At 66.4% G+C, this 18,385-nt stretch carries 17 protein-coding genes; 3 read left to right on the top strand and 14 right to left on the bottom strand.

The genetic code is table 11. The annotated features are described in order from the left end of the window. Nucleotides 1-39: 39 nt before the first annotated feature. The 9 genes from AC6LJW_RS27890 to gcvA all read right to left on the bottom strand — a co-directional run bounded on the left by AC6LJW_RS27890 (nt 40) and on the right by gcvA (nt 11,109). Entirely contained in the window at nt 40-930 is an 891-nt protein-coding gene (locus tag AC6LJW_RS27890; RefSeq protein ID WP_056570461.1) for an ABC transporter permease, read from the bottom strand. 25 nt (nt 931-955) lie between these two features. Further along, nucleotides 956-1,897: an ABC transporter permease gene (locus AC6LJW_RS27885; RefSeq protein WP_056570463.1), complete on the bottom strand. Its 942-nt coding sequence runs from the start codon at nt 1,895-1,897 to the stop codon at nt 956-958. Between the two features lie 63 nt (nt 1,898-1,960). Then, nucleotides 1,961-3,553: an ABC transporter substrate-binding protein gene (locus tag AC6LJW_RS27880; protein WP_056570465.1), complete on the bottom strand. Its 1,593-nt coding sequence runs from the start codon at nt 3,551-3,553 to the stop codon at nt 1,961-1,963. Nucleotides 3,554-3,619: 66 nt separating this feature from the next. Next, nucleotides 3,620-5,065 carry an amidase gene (locus AC6LJW_RS27875; protein ID WP_498088828.1) on the bottom strand — a complete coding sequence of 482 codons (1,446 nt, stop codon included), beginning with the start codon at nt 5,063-5,065 and terminating at the stop codon, nt 3,620-3,622. Nucleotides 5,066-5,260: 195 nt separating this feature from the next. Next, complete coding sequence (locus tag AC6LJW_RS27870; RefSeq protein ID WP_498088827.1) at nt 5,261-7,666, bottom strand: TonB-dependent siderophore receptor; 2,406 nt, start codon at nt 7,664-7,666, stop codon at nt 5,261-5,263. 134 nt (nt 7,667-7,800) lie between these two features. Beyond that, nucleotides 7,801-8,835: a FecR domain-containing protein gene (locus AC6LJW_RS27865; protein WP_498088826.1), complete on the bottom strand. Its 1,035-nt coding sequence runs from the start codon at nt 8,833-8,835 to the stop codon at nt 7,801-7,803. A gap of 47 nt (nt 8,836-8,882) precedes the next feature. Next, the gene (locus tag AC6LJW_RS27860; protein WP_056570471.1) at nt 8,883-9,389 is read right to left on the bottom strand and encodes a sigma-70 family RNA polymerase sigma factor; all 507 of its coding nucleotides are present in this window, start codon (nt 9,387-9,389) and stop codon (nt 8,883-8,885) included. A 175-nt stretch (nt 9,390-9,564) separates the two neighbouring features. Then, nucleotides 9,565-10,065: a hypothetical protein gene (locus tag AC6LJW_RS27855; RefSeq protein WP_498088825.1), complete on the bottom strand. Its 501-nt coding sequence runs from the start codon at nt 10,063-10,065 to the stop codon at nt 9,565-9,567. Between the two features lie 162 nt (nt 10,066-10,227). Further along, nucleotides 10,228-11,109: a transcriptional regulator GcvA gene (gene gcvA, locus AC6LJW_RS27850; protein ID WP_056570475.1), complete on the bottom strand. Its 882-nt coding sequence runs from the start codon at nt 11,107-11,109 to the stop codon at nt 10,228-10,230. A gap of 142 nt (nt 11,110-11,251) precedes the next feature. On the opposite strand from gcvA, the gene AC6LJW_RS27845 reads away from it, so the two are divergent. Further along, on the top strand, nt 11,252-12,235 hold the full coding sequence (locus AC6LJW_RS27845; protein WP_056570477.1) for a Bug family tripartite tricarboxylate transporter substrate binding protein: 984 nt from the start codon (nt 11,252-11,254) through the stop codon (nt 12,233-12,235). Nucleotides 12,236-12,266: 31 nt separating this feature from the next. After that, on the top strand, nt 12,267-13,640 hold the full coding sequence (locus tag AC6LJW_RS27840) for an amidase (protein ID WP_498088824.1): 1,374 nt from the start codon (nt 12,267-12,269) through the stop codon (nt 13,638-13,640). 176 nt (nt 13,641-13,816) lie between these two features. Here AC6LJW_RS27840 and AC6LJW_RS27835 read toward each other — a convergent pair whose 3' ends face one another. Both AC6LJW_RS27835 and AC6LJW_RS27830 read right to left on the bottom strand, forming a co-directional pair. After that, nucleotides 13,817-14,968 carry an oxidoreductase gene (locus tag AC6LJW_RS27835; protein ID WP_498088823.1) on the bottom strand — a complete coding sequence of 384 codons (1,152 nt, stop codon included), beginning with the start codon at nt 14,966-14,968 and terminating at the stop codon, nt 13,817-13,819. A 1-nt stretch (nt 14,969) separates the two neighbouring features. After that, nucleotides 14,970-15,365 (bottom strand): RidA family protein, encoded by a 396-nt coding sequence (locus AC6LJW_RS27830; RefSeq protein ID WP_498088822.1) that lies wholly within the window; start codon nt 15,363-15,365, stop codon nt 14,970-14,972. Between the two features lie 144 nt (nt 15,366-15,509). Here AC6LJW_RS27830 and AC6LJW_RS27825 point away from each other — a divergent pair, with 144 nt between their 5' ends. Next, on the top strand, nt 15,510-16,388 hold the full coding sequence (locus tag AC6LJW_RS27825) for a LysR substrate-binding domain-containing protein (protein WP_498088821.1): 879 nt from the start codon (nt 15,510-15,512) through the stop codon (nt 16,386-16,388). Between the two features lie 17 nt (nt 16,389-16,405). Here AC6LJW_RS27825 and AC6LJW_RS27820 read toward each other — a convergent pair whose 3' ends face one another. The 3 genes from AC6LJW_RS27820 to msrA form a co-directional block, all read right to left on the bottom strand. Next, the gene (locus tag AC6LJW_RS27820) at nt 16,406-17,467 is read right to left on the bottom strand and encodes an RNA methyltransferase (RefSeq protein ID WP_498088820.1); all 1,062 of its coding nucleotides are present in this window, start codon (nt 17,465-17,467) and stop codon (nt 16,406-16,408) included. A gap of 12 nt (nt 17,468-17,479) precedes the next feature. Further along, nucleotides 17,480-17,755 (bottom strand): GGDEF domain-containing protein, encoded by a 276-nt coding sequence (locus tag AC6LJW_RS27815; RefSeq protein WP_498088829.1) that lies wholly within the window; start codon nt 17,753-17,755, stop codon nt 17,480-17,482. Then, the coding region (gene msrA / locus AC6LJW_RS27810) for a peptide-methionine (S)-S-oxide reductase MsrA (RefSeq protein ID WP_498088819.1) at nt 17,748-18,385 on the bottom strand (638 nt) is incomplete at its 5' end. The genes msrA and AC6LJW_RS27815, both read right to left, overlap by 8 nt.

Genomic DNA, 18,385 nt, shown 5'->3' with positions numbered 1-18,385 from the left:
CCGGCCGTCGGGGCCGGGGGGAATGCTGGGTTCATGGCGTCAGCCCTTCGATTTGCGGGAGAGTCGGGGATCCAGGCGGTCGCGCAAGGCGTCGCCGAACATGTTCACGGCGAGGATCAGCAGGGCAAGGAACACGCCCGGATACAGCACGATCCAGGGGGCGCGCTGGAAGAATGGGCGTCCCTCGGCGATGATGCTTCCCAGGCTGGGAATCTCCGGTGGAAAGCCCAGTCCCAGGAAGCCCAGCACGGCTTCGGTCAGGATGGCGGCTGCGCAGACGAAGGTGGCTTGCACCACCAACGGGTTGATCGTGCTGGGCAAAATGTGCCACCACAACACCTTCAGGGCCGGCGTGCCGGAACCGAGCGACGCCTCGACATAGGGTTCCTCGCGCACGGACAGCACGACGCCGCGCACCAGCCGGGCCACGCGGGGGATCTCGGGAATCGAAATGGCGATGACCATCGTCACGATGTTGGCGCCGCCCAGCGCGACCATCGCCACCGCCAGGAGCAGGCCGGGGATCGCCATGATGCCGTCCATCAATCGCATCACGGGGGCATCGAGCCGGCGGACATACCCGGCGGCCAGTCCGATGGCCAGGCCTGCCGCGATGGCGATTACGCTGACCAGCGCGGCAAGGGTGATCGACAGGCGGCCGCCGTAGAGCACCCGGGACAGCAGGTCGCGGCCGAGGGAATCGGTGCCCAGCCAATACACATCGGAAGAGGGCTGCAGCCGCGCGCGCGGCGCGAGCGTGCCGGGGTCATGGGAAGTGAGCCACGGCGCGCCCACGGTCAGCGCCACCAGCAGCAGGAGCAGCAGCAAAGAGCCGAGCATCACAGGGTCGTGGATCAGGGCGGTGATGGCCTGGCGCAGCCGCGATGGCGGTGCGGCGGGCAGGAGGGTGGCGGGAAGAGTGGGGGGCATAAGTCAGCTCCGGATCGTCGGCGGTTCAATAGCGGATGCGGGGATCGAGGACGACATACGCCATGTCGATCAGCAGGTTGACGAAGACGTAGATGAACGAGAAGAACAGGATGGTTCCCTGCACCACGGGGTAGTCCCGGGCAAGCACGGAATCCACGATCAGGCGGCCGACGCCGGCGATATTGAAGATGGTCTCGGTCACCACGACGCCGCTGATCAGGGTGGTCAGCGCCACCCCGACAATCGTGACGATGGGAATCGCGGCGTTGCGCAGCGCGTGGCGAAACAGCACGAAGCGTTCGGTGACGCCCTTTGCCCTGGCGGTGCGCACGAAGTCTTCCCCCAGCACATCCAGCAGGCTGGCCCGCGTGATGCGCGTGATCAGCGCGACGAACACCATGGCCAGCGTCACGGTCGGCAGCAACAGGTGCTGGGCATACCGGCCGATGCCTTCGTCGAGCGGCGAGTACCCCTGCACCGGCAGCCAGTCCAGATGGACCGAGAACACCAGAATCAACAGATACGCCACGACGAATGCGGGCATGGAAAACGCCAGCACGGCGCCGGCCATGATCCCGCGGTCCGCCAGGCCCCGGTGGCGCCACGCCGCCAGCACGCCCAGCGGAATCGCGGTGGCAATGGTCAGCAGGATCGCGCACGCCGCCAGCGAGAACGTCGGGCCCAGCCGCGCCGTGATGAGCGAGGTCACCGGCTGCCTGGATTGGATGGAGCGGCCCAGGTCGCCCTGAACAAGCGCGCCCATCCAGCGCAGGTATTGCGTGCCCAGCGATTGGTCCAGGCCCATTTCCGTCCGGATCTGGGCGATGGATTCCTCGCTGGCCATGTCGCCGGCGATGACGCGCGCGGGATCGCCGGGCGCCATGCGCAGCAGCAGGAACACCACCGTGGCGACGATGAGCATGACGGGGATCGCCGCCAGGAGGCGTTTGATGATGAGTTCAATCATGAATATGCCTTTCCATTGCCCGGGCCGGTCCGGGGGCGGCCGGCCGGGCTGAGACGTTGCGCGCTACCAGAAGAGAGGAATCTGCGCGTCGGTCATGCGCCCCAGCTTGGCCGGGTTGTATCCCTTCATCTTGGAGTACGTGCCCAGCGGGATGAAGAACACCTGGTCGTAATTGAGCTTCTGGATGGCAAGGGCGATTTCCTTGCGTCGAGCCGCATCGCCGGTCTCGGCGAACTGGTCGCGCAGGCGCTCCATCTCGTCGCTCTTGGTCCAGCCGATGTAGCCGGCTTCGCCGCGCCCATCCAGGTTGGGATTGGTCAGCGGGTTCATCAGGTCCAGACTGGTGAAGCCCGTCTGGAAGATGCTCCAGCCGCCTTGCGCCACCGGATCCTTCTTCGAATAGCGGGACAGCAGGGTGGCCCAGTCCATGGACTGGATCTCGACGTTCATGCCGATGGTCTTGAGCGCCTGCGCGGTCACGGACGCCAGGCTGGACAGCACCGGCAGATCGGTGGGGTGCAGGATCACCACCTTGCTGCCGTCATAGCCGCTTTCCTTGAGCAGGGCCTTCGCGTGCGCCAGATCGGGCTCTTTCGTCTGGGTGGCGCCGGCTTCGGAGGCATACGGAGAGTTGCAGCTCAAGACGGCGCCGCACAGGCGGTACATGGTCTCGTCGCCGATCTGCGCGGCCAGGTAATCGCCCTGGTACACGGCGGCAAGCACCGCGCGGCGCACCTTGGGATTGTCAAAGGGCGGCTGTAGCCAGTTCATGCGCATCGTGAAGATGTTGGTGCTGTCGCCATAGGATTTGAGCGCAACGTTCTTGGCATCCTTGAGCTGCGGCATCAGATCCGGCGGCACATCTTCCACGAAGTCGATCTCGCCGCGTCGCAAGGCGTTCACGGCGGTCTGCGAGTCCGAAATGCTGACCAGCTCGATCCGGTCCGCGATGGCCACCTTGCCGCCGGCAAAGCCGCTGGCGGGTTCCGCGCGCGGCACATAGCCGGTGAACTTCACGTACGTCGCCTTCACGCCGGGCTGGAAGTCCGCCGCCACGAATTTGTACGGACCCGAACCGATTACCTCGGTGATCGGTTGAGAGACCGGCACCGCCGCGATGCGGCTGGGCATGATGAAGGGCACGGGCGAGGCCGGTTTGGCCAGCGCTTCGATCAGCATGCCGAACGGCTGCTTCAGGTGGAATATGACCGTGCTGGCGTCGGGGCTTTCCAGGCTGCGGGTAGCGGCCATCAGGCGCAGGCCCAGGACGTCACGCTGGCCCCAGCGCTTGAGCGAAGCGACGACGTCTTCGCCCGTTACCGGCGTGCCGTCATGGAACGTCAGGCCTTTGCGCAGCGTCAGAGTGACGGTGAGCCGGTCCGCGCTTTCCTGCCAGCTTTCGACCATTTCGGGCTGGGGCTTTCCGGCGGCATCCAGGGCGAACAGCGTGTCGAAGACCATGTAGCCGTGGTTGCGGGTGATGTAGGCATTCGTCAGGATGGGATCGACGACGCGAAGCGGCGCCTGCATGACGATCCTGGCCGTGGTTTCGGCGTGCAGCGCGCTGACAGGCGCGATTCCGATGGCGCAGACAAGGGTGGGAGCAAGAACGGCGGGCGCGCAGAGGCGGCCCAGTCCGGGAAGCGTGAATTTCATACCGGTACCTTCAGAGTGAGGGTGGAACAGGCGAAATGGACGAGGCTCGGCCGCGAGCCCGTCTGGTCAGCCGAACTGCGGTCTGCGCGCGGCCCAAGGGGCCACGCGCTCAAGCTGCGCCGAGAGTTCGAGCAGGATGTCTTCGCGACCGAAATGGCCGATCAGTTGGGTGGCCACGGGCAGACCCGCGTCTGTCCAGGACAAGGGCAGGCTGGCCGCGGGCAGGCCCGCGCCGTTAATGACAGGGAGGAAGGTGGAATACGTGGCGGCGCGCGCCCGGTACTCGCGAAAGCCGAGACCATCGGACGTGTTCAGCGCAAGATAATCGAGCTTGCACGGAAGCTGCGCCAGCGTGGGGGTGAGCAGGACGTCCAAGTCCGCCATCGCGGCGGCGAAGGCGCGGCCCACGGCATGAAGGCGGGCCACGGCGTCGATGTAGGACGCCGCGTCCAGGCCTTTGCCGACGAGATACCCGTCGTGGATGACCGATTCCAGGTCGCCCGCTTGCAGGTTGCGGCCCAGCGTCTTCAGACGGCCTTCGACGGCAACCACGATGTTGCTGGCCAGGATGCTGCCATGGGCGTGCACGAAGCCGTCATAGTCGATGCCGGGCAGCGTGGCCTCGAATACGTCATGGCCCAAGGCTTCCAGCAGCGATGCCGTGTGCGCGACGGCGGCATCGCACTCGGGGGCGATGGCGATGCCGTTCCACGCGGTGCGCAGGAAGCCCACGCGCAACGGCCGCGAAGCCGATTCGTGAACGGCCTCCAGGAATGCGCGCGGCTTGGGCGGTGCGGCATAGGGCGCGCCGGCTTCGTAGCCGGAGATCACGTCCAGCGCCGCCGCCGTATCGCGCACGGAAATGCTCAATACGCCGTCCGTCGCCATGCCCGCCCATCCTTCGCCTTTCGCCGGACCCATCGGCACGCGGCCTCGTGAGGGCTTCAATCCGAACACGCCGCAGCACGCGGCCGGAATCCGGATGGAGCCGCCGCCGTCGCTGCCGTGGGCGACGGGCACGATGCGCGCTGCGACGGCGGCTGCGGCGCCGCCGCTGGAGCCGCCCGCGGAGCGGGTCCGGTCCCACGGGTTGGGCGTCGCGCCGCCGTTACGCACGGCCTCGGTGGTGCCCGCCATGCACAGCTCGGGAACCGTGGTGCGCGCGAACGGGATCAGGCCTGCCGCCTCGAAGCGGTCTGCGACGGTTGCCGCGTAAGGGTAGGTCGTGCCGTTGAACAGCGCCGAACCGATGCTGGACGGAAATCGTTTGTGAGCGAAGCCGGAGTCCTTCAGCAGGAAGGGAATGCCGCGAAACGGGCCGCGCGGCGTCCATCCGGCGGCGATGCCGCGCGATTCTTCGTAGCGCGGATAGGTGAGGGCGTTCAGGACGGGATTGCGCTGCTCGGCCAATTCGATGGCGCAATCCATGAGTTCTGCGGACGTGACTTCGCCGCGTTCAAGCAATTTGGCCAGAGCAAGGCCGTCCAGGCGCTCGTACTCGGTGGTTTGCATGTTTCCCCTTCTTTGCAATCTGAGCGATTCACGGCTTTCTTGGTGAAGCCGGGGCCGTAAACGCGGGGGGAACTTGCTGGGCGTGGTGTTCTCTTGGCCCGCGTCAGTCGGCAAACCCAAGTCTATGGATCGCAGCCGCCAGGGCCAAACCAGGATGCGACAGCGTGGCTATCCCAAATGCGACACGAACGCGGCCTACCAGTTGACGCGCGCCGTCAGCGTGATGTTGCGCTCGTCGCCGTAATAGCAGGTGTAGGGGCACGCGGCCACATAGGTTTTGTTGGTCAGGTTCTTCACGTTCAGCGCGAACTGCCACTTGTCCAGTTGATAGCGCACCGCTGCGTCATACGTGGTGTACGACGGTATCGGCAATTCGTTGATTTCCTGGCGGCCCACATAGCGCACGCCCACGCCCGCGCTCAGGCCCGGCACGGACGAAAACCGGTAATCCATCCACAGCGATGCCATGTTGCGCGGGACCGATTCGGGCCGCGATCCTTCGTTGCCGAAATTGCTCTTGACCACGCGCGCGTCCGTCGTTGCCAGGGCGGCCACCAGATCCAGTTGCCGGTTCAGGCTGGCCCGGGCCTCGATTTCCGCGCCTCTCGAGCGGACTTCGCCCGTCTGCACCAGAAATCCCACGTGGTCGGGGTCGCTGGTCAGGACATTGCGTTGGGTGATTTCGTAGAGCGCGAACGTGATCGACGCATCCACGCCCTTTGGTTCGTATTTCAATCCGATCTCGTGCTGCACGCCCGTGGTCGGCTTGAAGGGATTGGCGGCGAAGTCCAGTCCCGTCACGGGCTGGAACGACTTGCTGTAGCTGTAATAGGGCGCCAAGCCGTTGTCGAACAGATACATCAGGCCGACGCGCGGCGTGAAGGCGTGGGAGTTCTGTGCGCCGGTGCCCGGGATCGACTCGGTACGCACGGAGTCGTAGCGCCCGCCCAGCAGCGCGATCCAGCGTTCGTTGAACTTGATCTGGTCCTGCGCGTAAAAGCCCAGTTGGCGCGTGCTGTCTTCGCCATAACCGGCGGGGCCGAGGTCCGGCCGGGCGCCATAGACGGGGTGGTACAGGTTCAGCGGCGCGATGGAGCCGAATTTCTGGGAGCGCGAGAACTCGTTCTTGCTCCAGTCGATGCCGAACAGCAGCGTGTGTTCAAAGCTGCCATGGCGCAGCTTGCCCAGCAATTGGTTGTCCACGGCCAGACCCTTGTCGGTGTCGTACCGCGTCAGGGCATAGCGGGTGGCCAGGGCCGGGTCCGACTCGTCCACGCGCGTGTCTACCGCGGCGTACTGATTGTCGGCGCGCTGCTTGTAGGTCAGCAGATTCTGGCGCACCTTCCAGTCGTCGTTCAGCTTGTGTTCGAGCAGGTAGCCCAGCGTGGCGCCCTTTGTGACATAGCGGTCGAAGTCCGGTTCGCCAACGAAGCGCGAGCGCGAAATGCGGCCATTGGGGTTGGACAGCAGGGTGCCTTCCAGAGGTTTGCCCACATCGTAGGGGCTATCGGTGCGGCTGTAGCTGGCCAGGAACGTGATCAGCGTTGCATCGCTGATCTGCCACTCCAGCGCGCCGGCCAGCGAAGTGCGGTCGTTGTTGATGTAGTCGACCATGCTGTCGCTGTTGCGCGCCAGTCCGGTCAGGCGGTAGCGGACATTGCCGTCCTCGGTGACCGGACCGCCCAGGTCCATCGCGATCTGCTTCTTGTTCCAGCTTCCGGTCTGCAATTCGAGCTCGCGCAGCGGCTCCGCCGTGGGGCGCTTGCTGACCAGGTTGATGATGCCGCCGGGTGCGGCCTGGCCGTACAGGATCGAGGCCGGTCCCTTGAGCAGCTCGATGCGTTCGAAGTTGTAGGGCTCAATGGCGCCGCTGAGCGAGTTGATGGGGAACTTGGTGCCGTTCAGGTACAGCGGGGCCGCGCCGGTAACGTTGAAGCCACGGATCGTGAAGCCCGTGCCGATGTGCCTGAGCGCCCCGCCTTCCAGCGGCTGGACGCTGGCCGTGTAGCCCAGTGCCTGGTCCAGCGAGTCCGCCGCCTGCGCGACAACCTGGTCGCGCGGAATCACCGATACGGACTGGGGCGTTTCATGCAGCGCCGTGTCCGTCTTGGTGGCGGTTGCGCTGCGCCGGGCCACAAAGCCTTGCACCGGGCCGAAGGCGGATTCCTCGGCAACGCCTGTCACCGTCACTGCGGGCAGGGTTTGCGCGGCGTCCTGGCCCGGCTGACTGCCGGGTACCGGACGCAGGATGTAGCCGCCATTCGGCTGTGGCCGGGCAGCCAGCCCGGTGCCGGCCAGCAGCCTGGCCAGCGCCTCGGGCGCGTCAAAGCTGCCCTGCAAGCCGGGACTGCGCTTGCCCGCGATGTCGCTGCCCGAATAGGACAACATCAAACCGCTTTCGAGGGCGTAGCGGGTCAGGGCGCTTTCCAGCGACCCGGCGGGGATCGCGTAGCTTTTCACGCTGGCCTGGGCGTGTACGGCATCCGTCCCGGCCGACAGGGCGATGCCCGATGCCGTGAGCCAGAGGGCGCGGCTTGCCGCCAGCGCGAGGGTATTGCGTGCGATGAGGCGCGCGGCGCGCCGAGACTGACGGGGGTGCATGAATGGTCCGGTTTCCGGTTGAAAAAATGTGGCTTCTATTAGGTTTGCCACTTGGGAAACGGAAACCCCTCATGTTGGCGCGAAAAATTTTTGGGGCCGATGCGTGGCGCGGCGAGGCGAGGCGCGCCGCGGCGCTAGGCGCCGCGCAGGCGCACGGTGATCCAATAGCGCGTCACCTGGTCGACGTCGATCGGATGCGTCCGGCGCAGCATGTCCAGCACCCGGTCGGTGTCGTCCAGCGGATAGATGCCCGAGACCTTCAGGCGGCCGGCATCGGGGTCGCAGGCCAGCCGGCCGGGCATATACCGGGCAAGCTCTGCAATGAAGTCGGACAGGGGCATGTCCTGCGCAACCAGCATGCCCACGGACCATGACGCATCGCGCGGGTCAGCCACCCGCGTGGGGCCGACGGCGTCGCGGGTGAACGACGCCTGTTCGCCCGCGTGAATGACGTGCGGCGTATCCGCTTGGTGTTCGGGGCGAATTTCCACGGCGCCCTCGAACACCGCGGCGTGGCTGCGGCCAGGGAACTGGCGCACGCTGTAGCGAGTGCCCAGGGCCCGCACGCGGCCTTGCGCCGTTTCCACCAGAAAAGGACGAGCGGGTCGCCCGGCCTGGGATGCCGGATCGGGCGCGGTGGCGATCAGGATCCGGCCGTGCAGCAGGCGGACCAGGCGCTGCGAGCCGTCAAACCGGACATCGATGGCGCTTGCCGTGTCCAGGTCGATGCGGCTGGAGTCGGCCAGCAGGATGCTCGTGCGTTCTCCGGCCGCAGTGTGGTGATCGGACTGCCAGTCCTGCCAGCCGCGCCACAGGTTGTCGCGCGCCAGCCAGGCGCCGCCGCCGGCAAACAGCGCCACCGCCAGCGCCTTGACGGCCTGGCGCCGCGCGGGACGGCTCCGGTCCTCGCGCGTCAGCGCGCCGCGTACGAGCGGCGTGTTCAATCCGCGCAACTGCTGGCCAAAGGTCTCGATGTGCCGCCAGGCGCGCTCGTGGTCGGGGTCGGCCTCGCGCCAGCGCCGGCAGGCCTCGCGCGTGGCGTCGCTGGCGTCGGGCGCCTGCAGGGCGACCAGCCAGTCCACGGCGCGCAGGCTGACGCTGGCGGGCAATGGCGGGCCCTCAAGCTGGGGGAAGGCCGTCGGGCTCGGGTCCGCGGGCGAGTTGGGCATGGGGAAGCGGGCGTTCTTGGAACAGGCGGCTACGGCCGTGCCGATGCTCAGGCGCCGAAGAAGCAAAGGTGCGCGGCCTTCGCGATATGGCGCTGCACGGTCGCCAGTGAGACGTTCAGCGTGGCGGCAATGTCGGCCTGCTTCATGCCTTCCAACTGAGACAGCAGGAACGCCCGGCGCACGGGAGCAGCCAGCGTATCCAGGCGGCGGTCCAGTTCGACCAGGGTTTCAAGCAGGATGGCGCGCGTTTCGGGGCCGGGCGTTTCAAGCTCGGGCAGGTCGGCCAGGGTGGCCAGGTAGGCTTCTTCGATCCTGCGGCGCCGTATGAAATTGGACACCACGCCTTGGGCCACGGTGGTCAGCAGCGCGCGTGGCTCGCGCACCTCGACGGTGTCGCCGCGGACCAGGAGGCGCATGAAGGTGTCGTGCGCAAGATCGGCGGCATCGGATGAATTTCCCAGCCGCCGCCGCAGCCATCCTTTCAGCCAGCCATGGTGATTCGCGTACAGGACATCGATGCCCTGCTGCGGCACTGCAAACTCAGTCGCGGACATCCTGCCCTCCAGCGCGTCGCGGGGCTGGAGAATACCGGCACCGTGAAAAATGAGAATCATCCGCATTCTAAGAGAAGCCGCGATGTGGCGACAAGCGGCAGCGCACTACCCGGCAACCGCCCGCCTGGGCACGCTTTGGCGCGTGCTCGGGCGGTGCTTTCACAGGCCGCGGATATCAGCCCTCTCTGCCGAACCCGCCCGCCGCCCATTCCGACGCCCGCTGCACGTTCAGCTTGTACGTTGGCGGCACACGGATCTGTGCGAGCTGGTCGCCGAATTCGTCGTAGGCGCTGAGCGTGGCATAGGGCTCGTCCTCGTCGGGCACGATGTCCAGCTTGATGGTCAGGCGACCTTCGTCGGTGTCGATCTTTACGCTCTTGTGCAGCGTGGCGTGCAGTTGTTGTTCGTGGCGGCGCAGGACTTCGTTGGCGGTCTTGACCAGCGTGATGAAGGCAGGCGAGTCGAGCGGCTTCGGGTTCTTCTTGTCGCGGCCCATGGTCCAGGGGCCCACCAGGGCGGGTTCGGCCTCTCCGTCCTTGGTCATTTCGACGGCCCAGCCGTCGTCGTCTTCGTTCTTGATGACGCGCGCGGTCCAGCCGTCGTCGCGCCAGAGCCTGGCTTCCTGTTCCTTGGGCGCGTCGGAAATGTCGGTGTCCGGCGTGGAAGTGTCGTTCACTGCGGTACTGCTCCTGGATTCGTTGATGCGCGGCGATGACGCCGCGGGCCTTGAGGGCGACCCTGCACTGTAGCCTAATGCGCAGGCAGGGCGGGTGGCACGGTTGTCACGCAGGCCGGGGCGCGGCACGGCGATTGCGACCGTACGCCTTTGCCGCGCCCGCTAGATCGCGCACGACTCGGCCCAGGCACGAAATTGCGTAAGCTCGGGCGAGGGCCTTCGGTAGTCCTCGGGCGGCAGCACGAAGTAATAGCTTTGCGCGCCCAGATCCACTGTCAGGTCGAACGGCGCAACCAGCCGGCCTTCGTCCAGTTCCTTCTGCACCAGCGGCTTTTGCGCGATGGCCACGCCGTAACCTTCCAACGCGGCCTCGTAGGCCAGCGCGGACGACTCGTAGCGCAAACCGCGCGACACATCGATCTCCGTCAGACCGGCCGCCCGCAGCCAGATTTCCCAGTAGTCGGGGCGCGCCAGCGTGTGCAGCAGGATCTCGCCTTTCAGGTCGGCGGGCGTGTGCAGCCGGGCGCGCTTTTCCGGAATGCACACCGGCAGCAACTCATTGACCATCAGCTTGTAGCTGACGAGGCCCCGCCAGCGGCCGTCGCCCATGCAGATGCCGGCGTCCACTTCCTCGCGCTCGAAGTCCGGCGCGTCCACGGCCGTGTGGAGCTTGACGTCGATGTCGGGATATTGGCGGTGAAACCCGGAAAGGCGCGGCAGCAGCCAGCGCATGGCCACGCTGTGCGGCGCCTTGATGACGAACTGGCGCCGGCGCGAGCGCTCGCCCAGTTCGGACGTCGCGCGCTGCAGCCCGCCGAACAGGCGCGCGATATCGGCGTGATACCCCGCGCCCATGGAGGTGAGCACAATGCGTCGGTGCTGGCGCAGGAACAGGCGGAGCCCCAGATGTTCCTCCAGCAGGCGGATCTGGCGGCTGACGGCAGCGGGCGTCACGCTGAGTTCCTCGGCCGCGCTGGTAATGCTGCCCAGACGGCCGACAACCTCGAAACAGCGCAGCGCATTGAGCGGAGGCAGGGCGGTCATCGGGGTGGTTCAGTTAACAAAAAGTTAAGTGTGCCATAGATAAAGTCGTTTGAACCCTGATGCCCAAACGCCCAAGATGGCACGGCCGCCCCGACTTCGCGGCGCAAGAGCAGCCAAAAGAAACATCCATAAGGGGAAATCCATGTTTAGAACATTGGCTCGACGGATCGGAATCGCCGCCCTCTGCGGCGCCGCAGTGCTGGCCGGACCCGCAACGGCGGCCGGCTATCCGCAGCGTCCCGTCAGCATCGTGGTACCGACCACGCCCGGCGGAACCGCCGACATCCTGGCCCGCCTGATCGGCCCGCGGCTTGCCGAACGCTGGGGGCAGCCTGTCGTGGTGGAGAACAAACCGGGCGCGGGCACCCTCATCGGCGCCGACTACGTGGCCCGGGCCAAGCCCGACGGCTACACCTTGATGCTGACCTTCAACGAACTGGCCACGCTGCCCGCCTTGAATCCCAACGCCAAGCTGGACGTCGAGAACGGCCTGGCGCGCATCGGCAAGATCGGCAGCCTGCCGGTCCTGGTCCTCACGCGCCCGGGCATCGACGATGCCGATCTGGCCACGCTGATCAAACGCTTTCGCGCCGAACCGGGCAAGTACACCTACGCGTCCAACGGCTCGGGATCGTCGCTGCAGCTGTTCACTGAGATCTTCAAGCGCGAGGCCGGCGTGGACGTGATGCACGTGCCTTACCGGGGCGCGCTGGAGGCCTCGATGGCGGCGATTGGCGGCGAAGTCGACCTGCTGGTGCAGTTCGCGTCGGGCAACGTCATCAACCACGTGAAGGCCGGCAGGCTCAAGGCCTACGCCGTGGCGTCGCCGCAGCGTCTGGAGGCCTTGCCCACCGTGCCCTCCGCGGCCGAGGCGGGCCTGCCCGGGCTGCGATTGGAGGCCTGGTACGGCCTGTTCGCGCCCGCCGGCATTCCCGACGACATCAAGCTGAAGATCAACCGCGACCTGAACGAGGTGCTGGCCGAGCCCGCGATCCAGGAACGCCTGAAGGGCATCAATCTGCTGGTGCAGCCAGGCACGCCGGCCGAATTCGATACGTTCTTCCGCGCCGAATATGCCCGATGGAGCGCATTGATTCGGACCCTCGGCATCAAGAGCAGCGAATAAAAAGCAGCGAATAAGACACCGGAGCCACACCTTGACCTACGATCCCAGCACCCACACCGCGCTGACGTTTCATGACGCCCGCGCCAACTTCGCCGAACGCCGCGACACGCCGCGTGATTACCTGGAACGCTGCCTGGAGGTGATCGCCGCACGGGAGGGCCAGCTCAAGGGCTGGGTCGTCCTGAACGAGGCCGGCGCCCGCGCCGCGGCCGACGCCAGCGCCCAGCGCTACCGCGACGGCCGCCCGCTGTCGGCGATCGACGGGATGCCGGTCGGCATCAAGGACCTGATCGAAACACGCGATATGCCCACGCAGATGGGCTGCGCGGCGTTCGATGGCAACTTCCCGAAGAACGACAGCGCCGTCGTGCGTGCGCTGCGCGATGCCGGCGCCATCATTTTGGGCAAGACCGTCACGACGGCGCTGGGATTTCTCGACCCCGGTCCGACGACCAACCCGTTCGACCCCCGCCGCACGCCGGGCGGATCGTCCAGCGGGTCGGGCGCCGTCGTGGGCGCCAACATGGTGCCCATGGCCATCGGATCGCAGCTCGTGGGCTCTGTGCTGCGGCCGGCCAGCTACAACGGCAATTGGGCCTTGAAGCCGACGTTCGGCGCGCTCAATCGAGGCGAACGCCTGGGCCTTAGCCAGGCCCACATCGGCATCCACGCCAATTGCGTCGAGGACATGTGGACGGCTGCCGCGGAAATCGCCCAGCGCGCGGGCGGCGACCCGGGGCATCCGGGCTTGTATGGTCCGCTGCATCCGCCCTCGGCACAAAAACCCACGCGGCTGGTCGCGCTGGAAACCGAGGGGTGGGCGCGCGCGGAACCGAATGCCCGCGCGGCGTTTGAGGCCAGCCTCGCCAAGCTGTCCGGGCAAGGCGTGACGATCATCCGCCGTGGCGATTCGCCTCTGGTCGACGCGCTGGAGCGCGCCATCTCGCAGGCGGCGCCCCTGTCGCTGCGGCTGATCTCGTGGGAGCAGCGCTGGTCGCTGGCCAATCTGGTCGCCAAGCATCCCAATACGCTGGGTCCCAGCCTGGTGCGGCAGCTTGAAAGCGGACGCGGCATGACCTTGGCCGAATACCGCGAATGCCTGCTGCTGCGCGAACACGCGCGACTATGCCTGGCGGCCCTGGCCACGCAATGCGATGCGCTGGTGAGCCTGAATGCCTGCGGCGCGGCGCCCATCGCGGCCGACATCCGCGACAGCAAGTATCCGACGGGCGACGTCTCCTTTGCATGCGCGTCGTCACTGCTGGGCGCGCCCGCCATCAACGTGCCGTTGATGGCGGTCGATGGCTTGCCGCTGGGGTTGCAGGTGATGGGGATGGCGCATGGCGATGCCGCAATCACCGGCATCGGGACGTGGATCTATCAGTCCTTGCTGCGTGCGGGCTGATCCGCCGCCGGCGAGGCCGGGACGGGGTGCAGGGAGCGCGAAAGGCGCGAAGCGCGAGCAGGGCGCACCCGCGTCCTGCCCGTGCCGACGCGACAATCAGACCCAGCCGGCGTGAGCGATTGATCACGCCGACCTGTCTCGCCGATTGATCTCATCCTCGGGATTTCGCCCACAGATCAGGCAGGCTGAGCCAGCGCGCGATGGCGGACCGCATTGTCCAGATCGGCGATCGGCGCAAGCAGGCCTCGGTCGAATTCCTCCTGCGGCTGGGCGGCGCGCAGTCTGGCGGGCCAGTCGGCATGCGTGAGCGCGCCTCGCCCCAGCGAAACGAAGTCCGCCTCTTGCCGGGCCATCAGGTCTTCGGCCCGCGCCACGTCATGCAACGAGCCGTTGGCCAGCACCGGCACCGAGACGTGCCTGCGCGCCAGCGCCGCCAAGCTGGGGCCGTCCTCGCCAAAGGCGGGACGCCAGGCCTCGAACTCGGTGGTGTGCAGGTAATCGATGGGCTGCGCGCCCAGTGTGCCGAAGATCCGTGCGGCGTCCTCCTGGCCGCCAGGCCACTTGTGGGTGAAGTCGTTGACCTTGCCCTGCGAGCTGCGCACGCCCACGACAAAGCCAGCCGGCGTCGACTGCCGTACCGCCTGGATCACGTCCACGGTCAGACGCAGGCGGTTGTCCACGCTGCCGCCATAACGGTCCAGGCGCAGATTGGTGTGGGCGCCGAGGAACTGGTCCAGCAGATAACCGTTGGCGCCGTGTATCTCCACGCCGTCAAACCCAGCTTCCTGCGCCCGGCGCGCCGCCCGCGCAAAGCCGTCGACCGCCTCGGCGATCTCATCGATCGTCATCGCTTCCGGCATCCGGTAGGGCCCTTGGCCGCGGTAGAAGGTCATCTGCTGTCCGGCTGGCTGCACCGCCGACGGTCCCTTGGTCCCGGACCGATGCGGATTGCCCTGCGACAGCGCACCCGCATGCATGAGCTGCGCAATGATGCGTCCACCCCGCGCATGCACACGGTCCACCACCGGCCGCCAGGCTTCGCGCTGCGCGTCGTCCGCCAGACCGGGCTGGAACAGGTAGCCCTGCGCATGGGCCTTGTCCGTATAGATGCCTTCGGTGATCACCAGGCCAAAGCTGCCGGCGGCGAAAGCCTCGTAATACTCGGCCATCTGCGCGGTGGCGTGGCCGTCCGCCGTGGCGCTGACGCGTGTCATGGGGGCGACGGCCAGCCGGTTGGGCAGGTTCAGCGCGCCCACGCGCAGCGGCGTGAACAGCGTGGCGGGTGGCGTCGGCGCGTCGTTCCGCGGACGCTTGTTAAGCGTGGTCATTTCACTGGCCCTCCGATTGGCGGACCGCGGCGATGGCTTCGATCTCGATCATCGCGGCCGGGTCATACAGGGCCTTGATCTCCGCAATGGTGTCAGCCGGGTAGGGCGCCGAGAAGAACTTGCGGCGCAGCGCCACCACGTCGTCGAAATGTCCCATGTCGGTGACGAAGATCGTGATCTTGATGACGTCTTTCAGGTTGGAGCCGCCGGCTTCCAGCGCACGGCGCAGGTTTTGAAAAGCCTGCTCGCCCTGCGCCAGAAAGCCGCCGTCCACGATCTTTCCGTCGTCGGCGGCGCCGGCCTGCCCCGAGATGAAAAGCAGATTGTTGAACTGGATGCCCTGCGACAGCAGGAAGGGTGCGTAATTGTCGGGCTGGGTGATGACTTGTTTGAGCATGATGCGAATTCCTTCATCTATTACCGGACGGGAATATGGGGGCTGGTGTCCGGTGATGCCAATGTAGGCTTTGCGACTGAACCGTGACAAAGGTTCGTTTGTCAGCTATAAGACGAGAAAAACTCATTTATAAGCCAGCCGCCCATGCAACGCCGGTCCCTTCCGCTATCCGCACTGCGCGCCTTCGAGGCCGCCGCCCGCCTGGGCAGCTTCAAGGCCGCCGCCGAGGAACTCGCCGTCACCCCCACCGCCGTCAGCCACCAGATCCGCGCGCTGGAGGCGGGCACCGGCCTCGCGCTGTTCGATCGCCAGGTGCGCAAGGTCACGCTGACCGAAACGGGGGCGCAGCTTTACCCCGTGCTGCGCGACGGCTTCGACAAGTTCGAGGCCACCTTGGCGCGCCTCACGCAGCAGCGCACGCGGGCGCAAGTCAGCATCTCGGCAACCAACGCTTTCACCGTGAAGTGGCTGGTGCCTCGCATGGCTGATTTCCGTCGGCTGCATCCCGATATCGACCTGCAATTGCAGGCCAGCGACGACCTCGTCGACCTGCGCTCGTCCACGGTCGATATCGCCATCCGCTATGGCCGCGGGCCGTATCCCGGGTTGGTGACGCAGCCGCTGTTCACCGACCGGTTTGCGCCGGTCGCTAATCCGCGCCTGGGCGTCGTGTCGCCGGATGATCTGGCGCGAGTGCCGTTGATCCGCTTCGACTGGAAACGCGCGCAACCCGAGAATCCAACGTGGGAGCGCTGGTTTTCAATAGCTGGGCGCCCGCTGCCGCCCGAGGGCGGGCAGTTGCGGTTTTCAGATGAAGGCCACGCGATACAGGCGGCGGTGGCGGGGCATGGGATTGCGTTGGTCAGCCTGGCGCTGGTGGACGATGAGTTGCGGGCCGGGCATCTGGTGCAGCCGTTCGGGCCCGAGATCGACGGGCATACGTATCACTTGGCGATGTTTGGCGAGCGGGACGCGTCGGTGGCCGTGCAGGCGGTGGCGGGGTGGCTGCGGGCGCAGGTGTGAGGGTTCGTTGTGATCGCTTACCGGTGATCGGCCTGGTCAACTGACGCCGGCTTTCGCCGCAGTTCAACCACCTGCGCCGCGCCCACCGCGCGTGCGCGCAGCTGGCCACAGCCGCCGTCCACGTCCTGCCCAGCGCTGTTCCTGACCTTGGCCAGCACACCACGGCCGTGCAGATAGCGGACGATCGCGCGGATACGCTCTGCATCAGGGCGCTGGTAGTCATCCCCTTCGAGGCTATTGAAGGGGATGACGTTCAGGACGCCGTACTTGCCCTTGAGCAGCCGCACGACGGCATCGAGTTCGTCGTCGCCGTCGTTGATGCCCTTGAGCAGCGTCCATTGATACTGGATCGGGTAATCCGTGTCGCGAGCGTATTGCTCGCCAAGTTCAATCAGCGCTTCGGGCGCGATTTTCGGCGCGCGCGGCAGCAGGTGGGCGCGCAGGTCGGCTTTGGTCGTGTGCAGCGACAGCGCCAGCGCCGGTTTGACGCGTTGCTTCGGCAGGGCGTCGAACACACGCTGATCGCCCACGGTCGAGAACACCAGATTCTTGTGGCCGATATTGCCTTCCGTGCCGAGCAGGTCGATGGCTTCGAGCACGTTGTCCAGGTTGTGCGCCGGTTCACCCATGCCCATGAAGACAACCTTCTTCACCGCGCGCTGACGCCGAGCCAGCACGACCTGGGCAAGGATTTCCATGCTCGTGACCTGACGGATCAGGCCGCTCTTGCCGGTCATGCAGAACCGACAGCCGACCGCACAGCCCACCTGCGTGGAAACGCACAGGCCGTCCCGCGGCAGCAGCACGCTTTCGACCATCTGCCCGTCGGCCAGCTCGACAAGCAATCGCGAGCCGTCGCTGCCGGCGTGTTCGGAGCGGACTCGGGCAAGGCCGTCCAGTTCCGACGTCAAGGCGGGAATGGCATCGCGCAGCGCGAGAGGCAGGAAGTGTTCGGCGCTACGCCGCCGTGTCCCGGTGTCGAGCGCTTGCCCGTTCAACCAGACGCGCACGACCCGGCCACGGTGAACGGGCAGGGCGCCTAGGGCGGTGAGGCGATGGGTGAGGTCGGAAAAGCGCATGGGGGGCGGATTTTACTCTGCCTCGACCCGGTTCCGGCCCGCCCGTTTGGCTTGATACAGTTTGACGTCGGCCCGCTGATACAACGCTTCCCAGGAGTCCGGGCCATCCGTATGCGCCACCCCCGCGCTGATCGTGACCGGCGATTCGTCGCCTGGATGCCGCACGGCGTGCTCAATCGCGGCGCGTAGGCGTTCTGCGCAGCGTAGGGCCTCGGTTGGCTCGGTGGCCGGCAAGAAAATGCCGAATTCCTCGCCGCGCGTTTGCGCCGCCCCCCCGGCGCTATCTATCCTTCGCGCTCACCAATACCGGCTTATCCCGCCACCAATCCGGAAACGTCTTCGCCAGATTCTCCACCTTCGGCACATCGTTGATCACGATGTACATACTGTTGGGGTTCCGCACCAGATAGTCCTGGTGGTAATCCTCCGCCGGATAAAACGCCTGCAACGGTTCGATGGTGGTGGCCAGCGCCTTCGGATACACCCCCGTTTTATTCAACTGCGCGATATACGCCTCGGCCACCTTGCGCTGGCTGTCGTTGGCCGGAAACACGGCGGATCGGTATTGCGTGCCGTGATCCGGCCCCTGGCGGTTGAGCTGGGTGGGGTCATGCGCCACCGAAAAATAGATCTGCAGCAACTGCCCGTAGCTGACCTGTTTGGGGTCGTAGGTGATTTCCACCGCTTCCGCGTGGCCGGTGCGCCCGCCGCTTACAGCGTTGTAGTTGGCGGTGTTGGCTTGGCCGCCCGCGTAGCCGGACACGGCGTTGCTGACGCCCTTGACGTGTTGGAAGACGGCTTGCACGCCCCAGAAGCAGCCGCCGGCGATGACGGCTTTTTCCTGCGTGGCGGTGGCACTGGCCGCGTTCGCAGACTGTTGGTCGGCGGGCGGGGGGATGATGAAGGCGCGTTCGGCGG

The sequence above is a fragment of the Achromobacter sp. 1012554356 genome (genome assembly GCF_059760815.1).
Note: the sequence above shows the minus strand (reverse complement) of the source record. Positions and strands in the feature narration are given on the sequence as shown.

Coding starts and splice junctions, on each gene's coding strand:
- AC6LJW_RS27820 (WP_498088820.1), bottom strand. CDS start 17,467: ATGCGCTTTTCCGACCTCACCCATCGCCTCACCGCCCTAGGCGCCCTG.
- AC6LJW_RS27845 (WP_056570477.1), top strand. CDS start 11,252: ATGTTTAGAACATTGGCTCGACGGATCGGAATCGCCGCCCTCTGCGGC.
- AC6LJW_RS27860 (WP_056570471.1), bottom strand. CDS start 9,389: ATGTCCGCGACTGAGTTTGCAGTGCCGCAGCAGGGCATCGATGTCCTG.
- AC6LJW_RS27830 (WP_498088822.1), bottom strand. CDS start 15,365: ATGCTCAAACAAGTCATCACCCAGCCCGACAATTACGCACCCTTCCTG.
- AC6LJW_RS27890 (WP_056570461.1), bottom strand. CDS start 930: ATGCCCCCCACTCTTCCCGCCACCCTCCTGCCCGCCGCACCGCCATCG.
- AC6LJW_RS27885 (WP_056570463.1), bottom strand. CDS start 1,897: ATGATTGAACTCATCATCAAACGCCTCCTGGCGGCGATCCCCGTCATG.
- AC6LJW_RS27835 (WP_498088823.1), bottom strand. CDS start 14,968: ATGACCACGCTTAACAAGCGTCCGCGGAACGACGCGCCGACGCCACCC.
- AC6LJW_RS27880 (WP_056570465.1), bottom strand. CDS start 3,553: ATGAAATTCACGCTTCCCGGACTGGGCCGCCTCTGCGCGCCCGCCGTT.
- AC6LJW_RS27865 (WP_498088826.1), bottom strand. CDS start 8,835: ATGCCCAACTCGCCCGCGGACCCGAGCCCGACGGCCTTCCCCCAGCTT.
- gcvA (WP_056570475.1), bottom strand. CDS start 11,109: ATGACCGCCCTGCCTCCGCTCAATGCGCTGCGCTGTTTCGAGGTTGTC.
- AC6LJW_RS27825 (WP_498088821.1), top strand. CDS start 15,510: ATGCAACGCCGGTCCCTTCCGCTATCCGCACTGCGCGCCTTCGAGGCC.
- AC6LJW_RS27870 (WP_498088827.1), bottom strand. CDS start 7,666: ATGCACCCCCGTCAGTCTCGGCGCGCCGCGCGCCTCATCGCACGCAAT.
- AC6LJW_RS27875 (WP_498088828.1), bottom strand. CDS start 5,065: ATGCAAACCACCGAGTACGAGCGCCTGGACGGCCTTGCTCTGGCCAAA.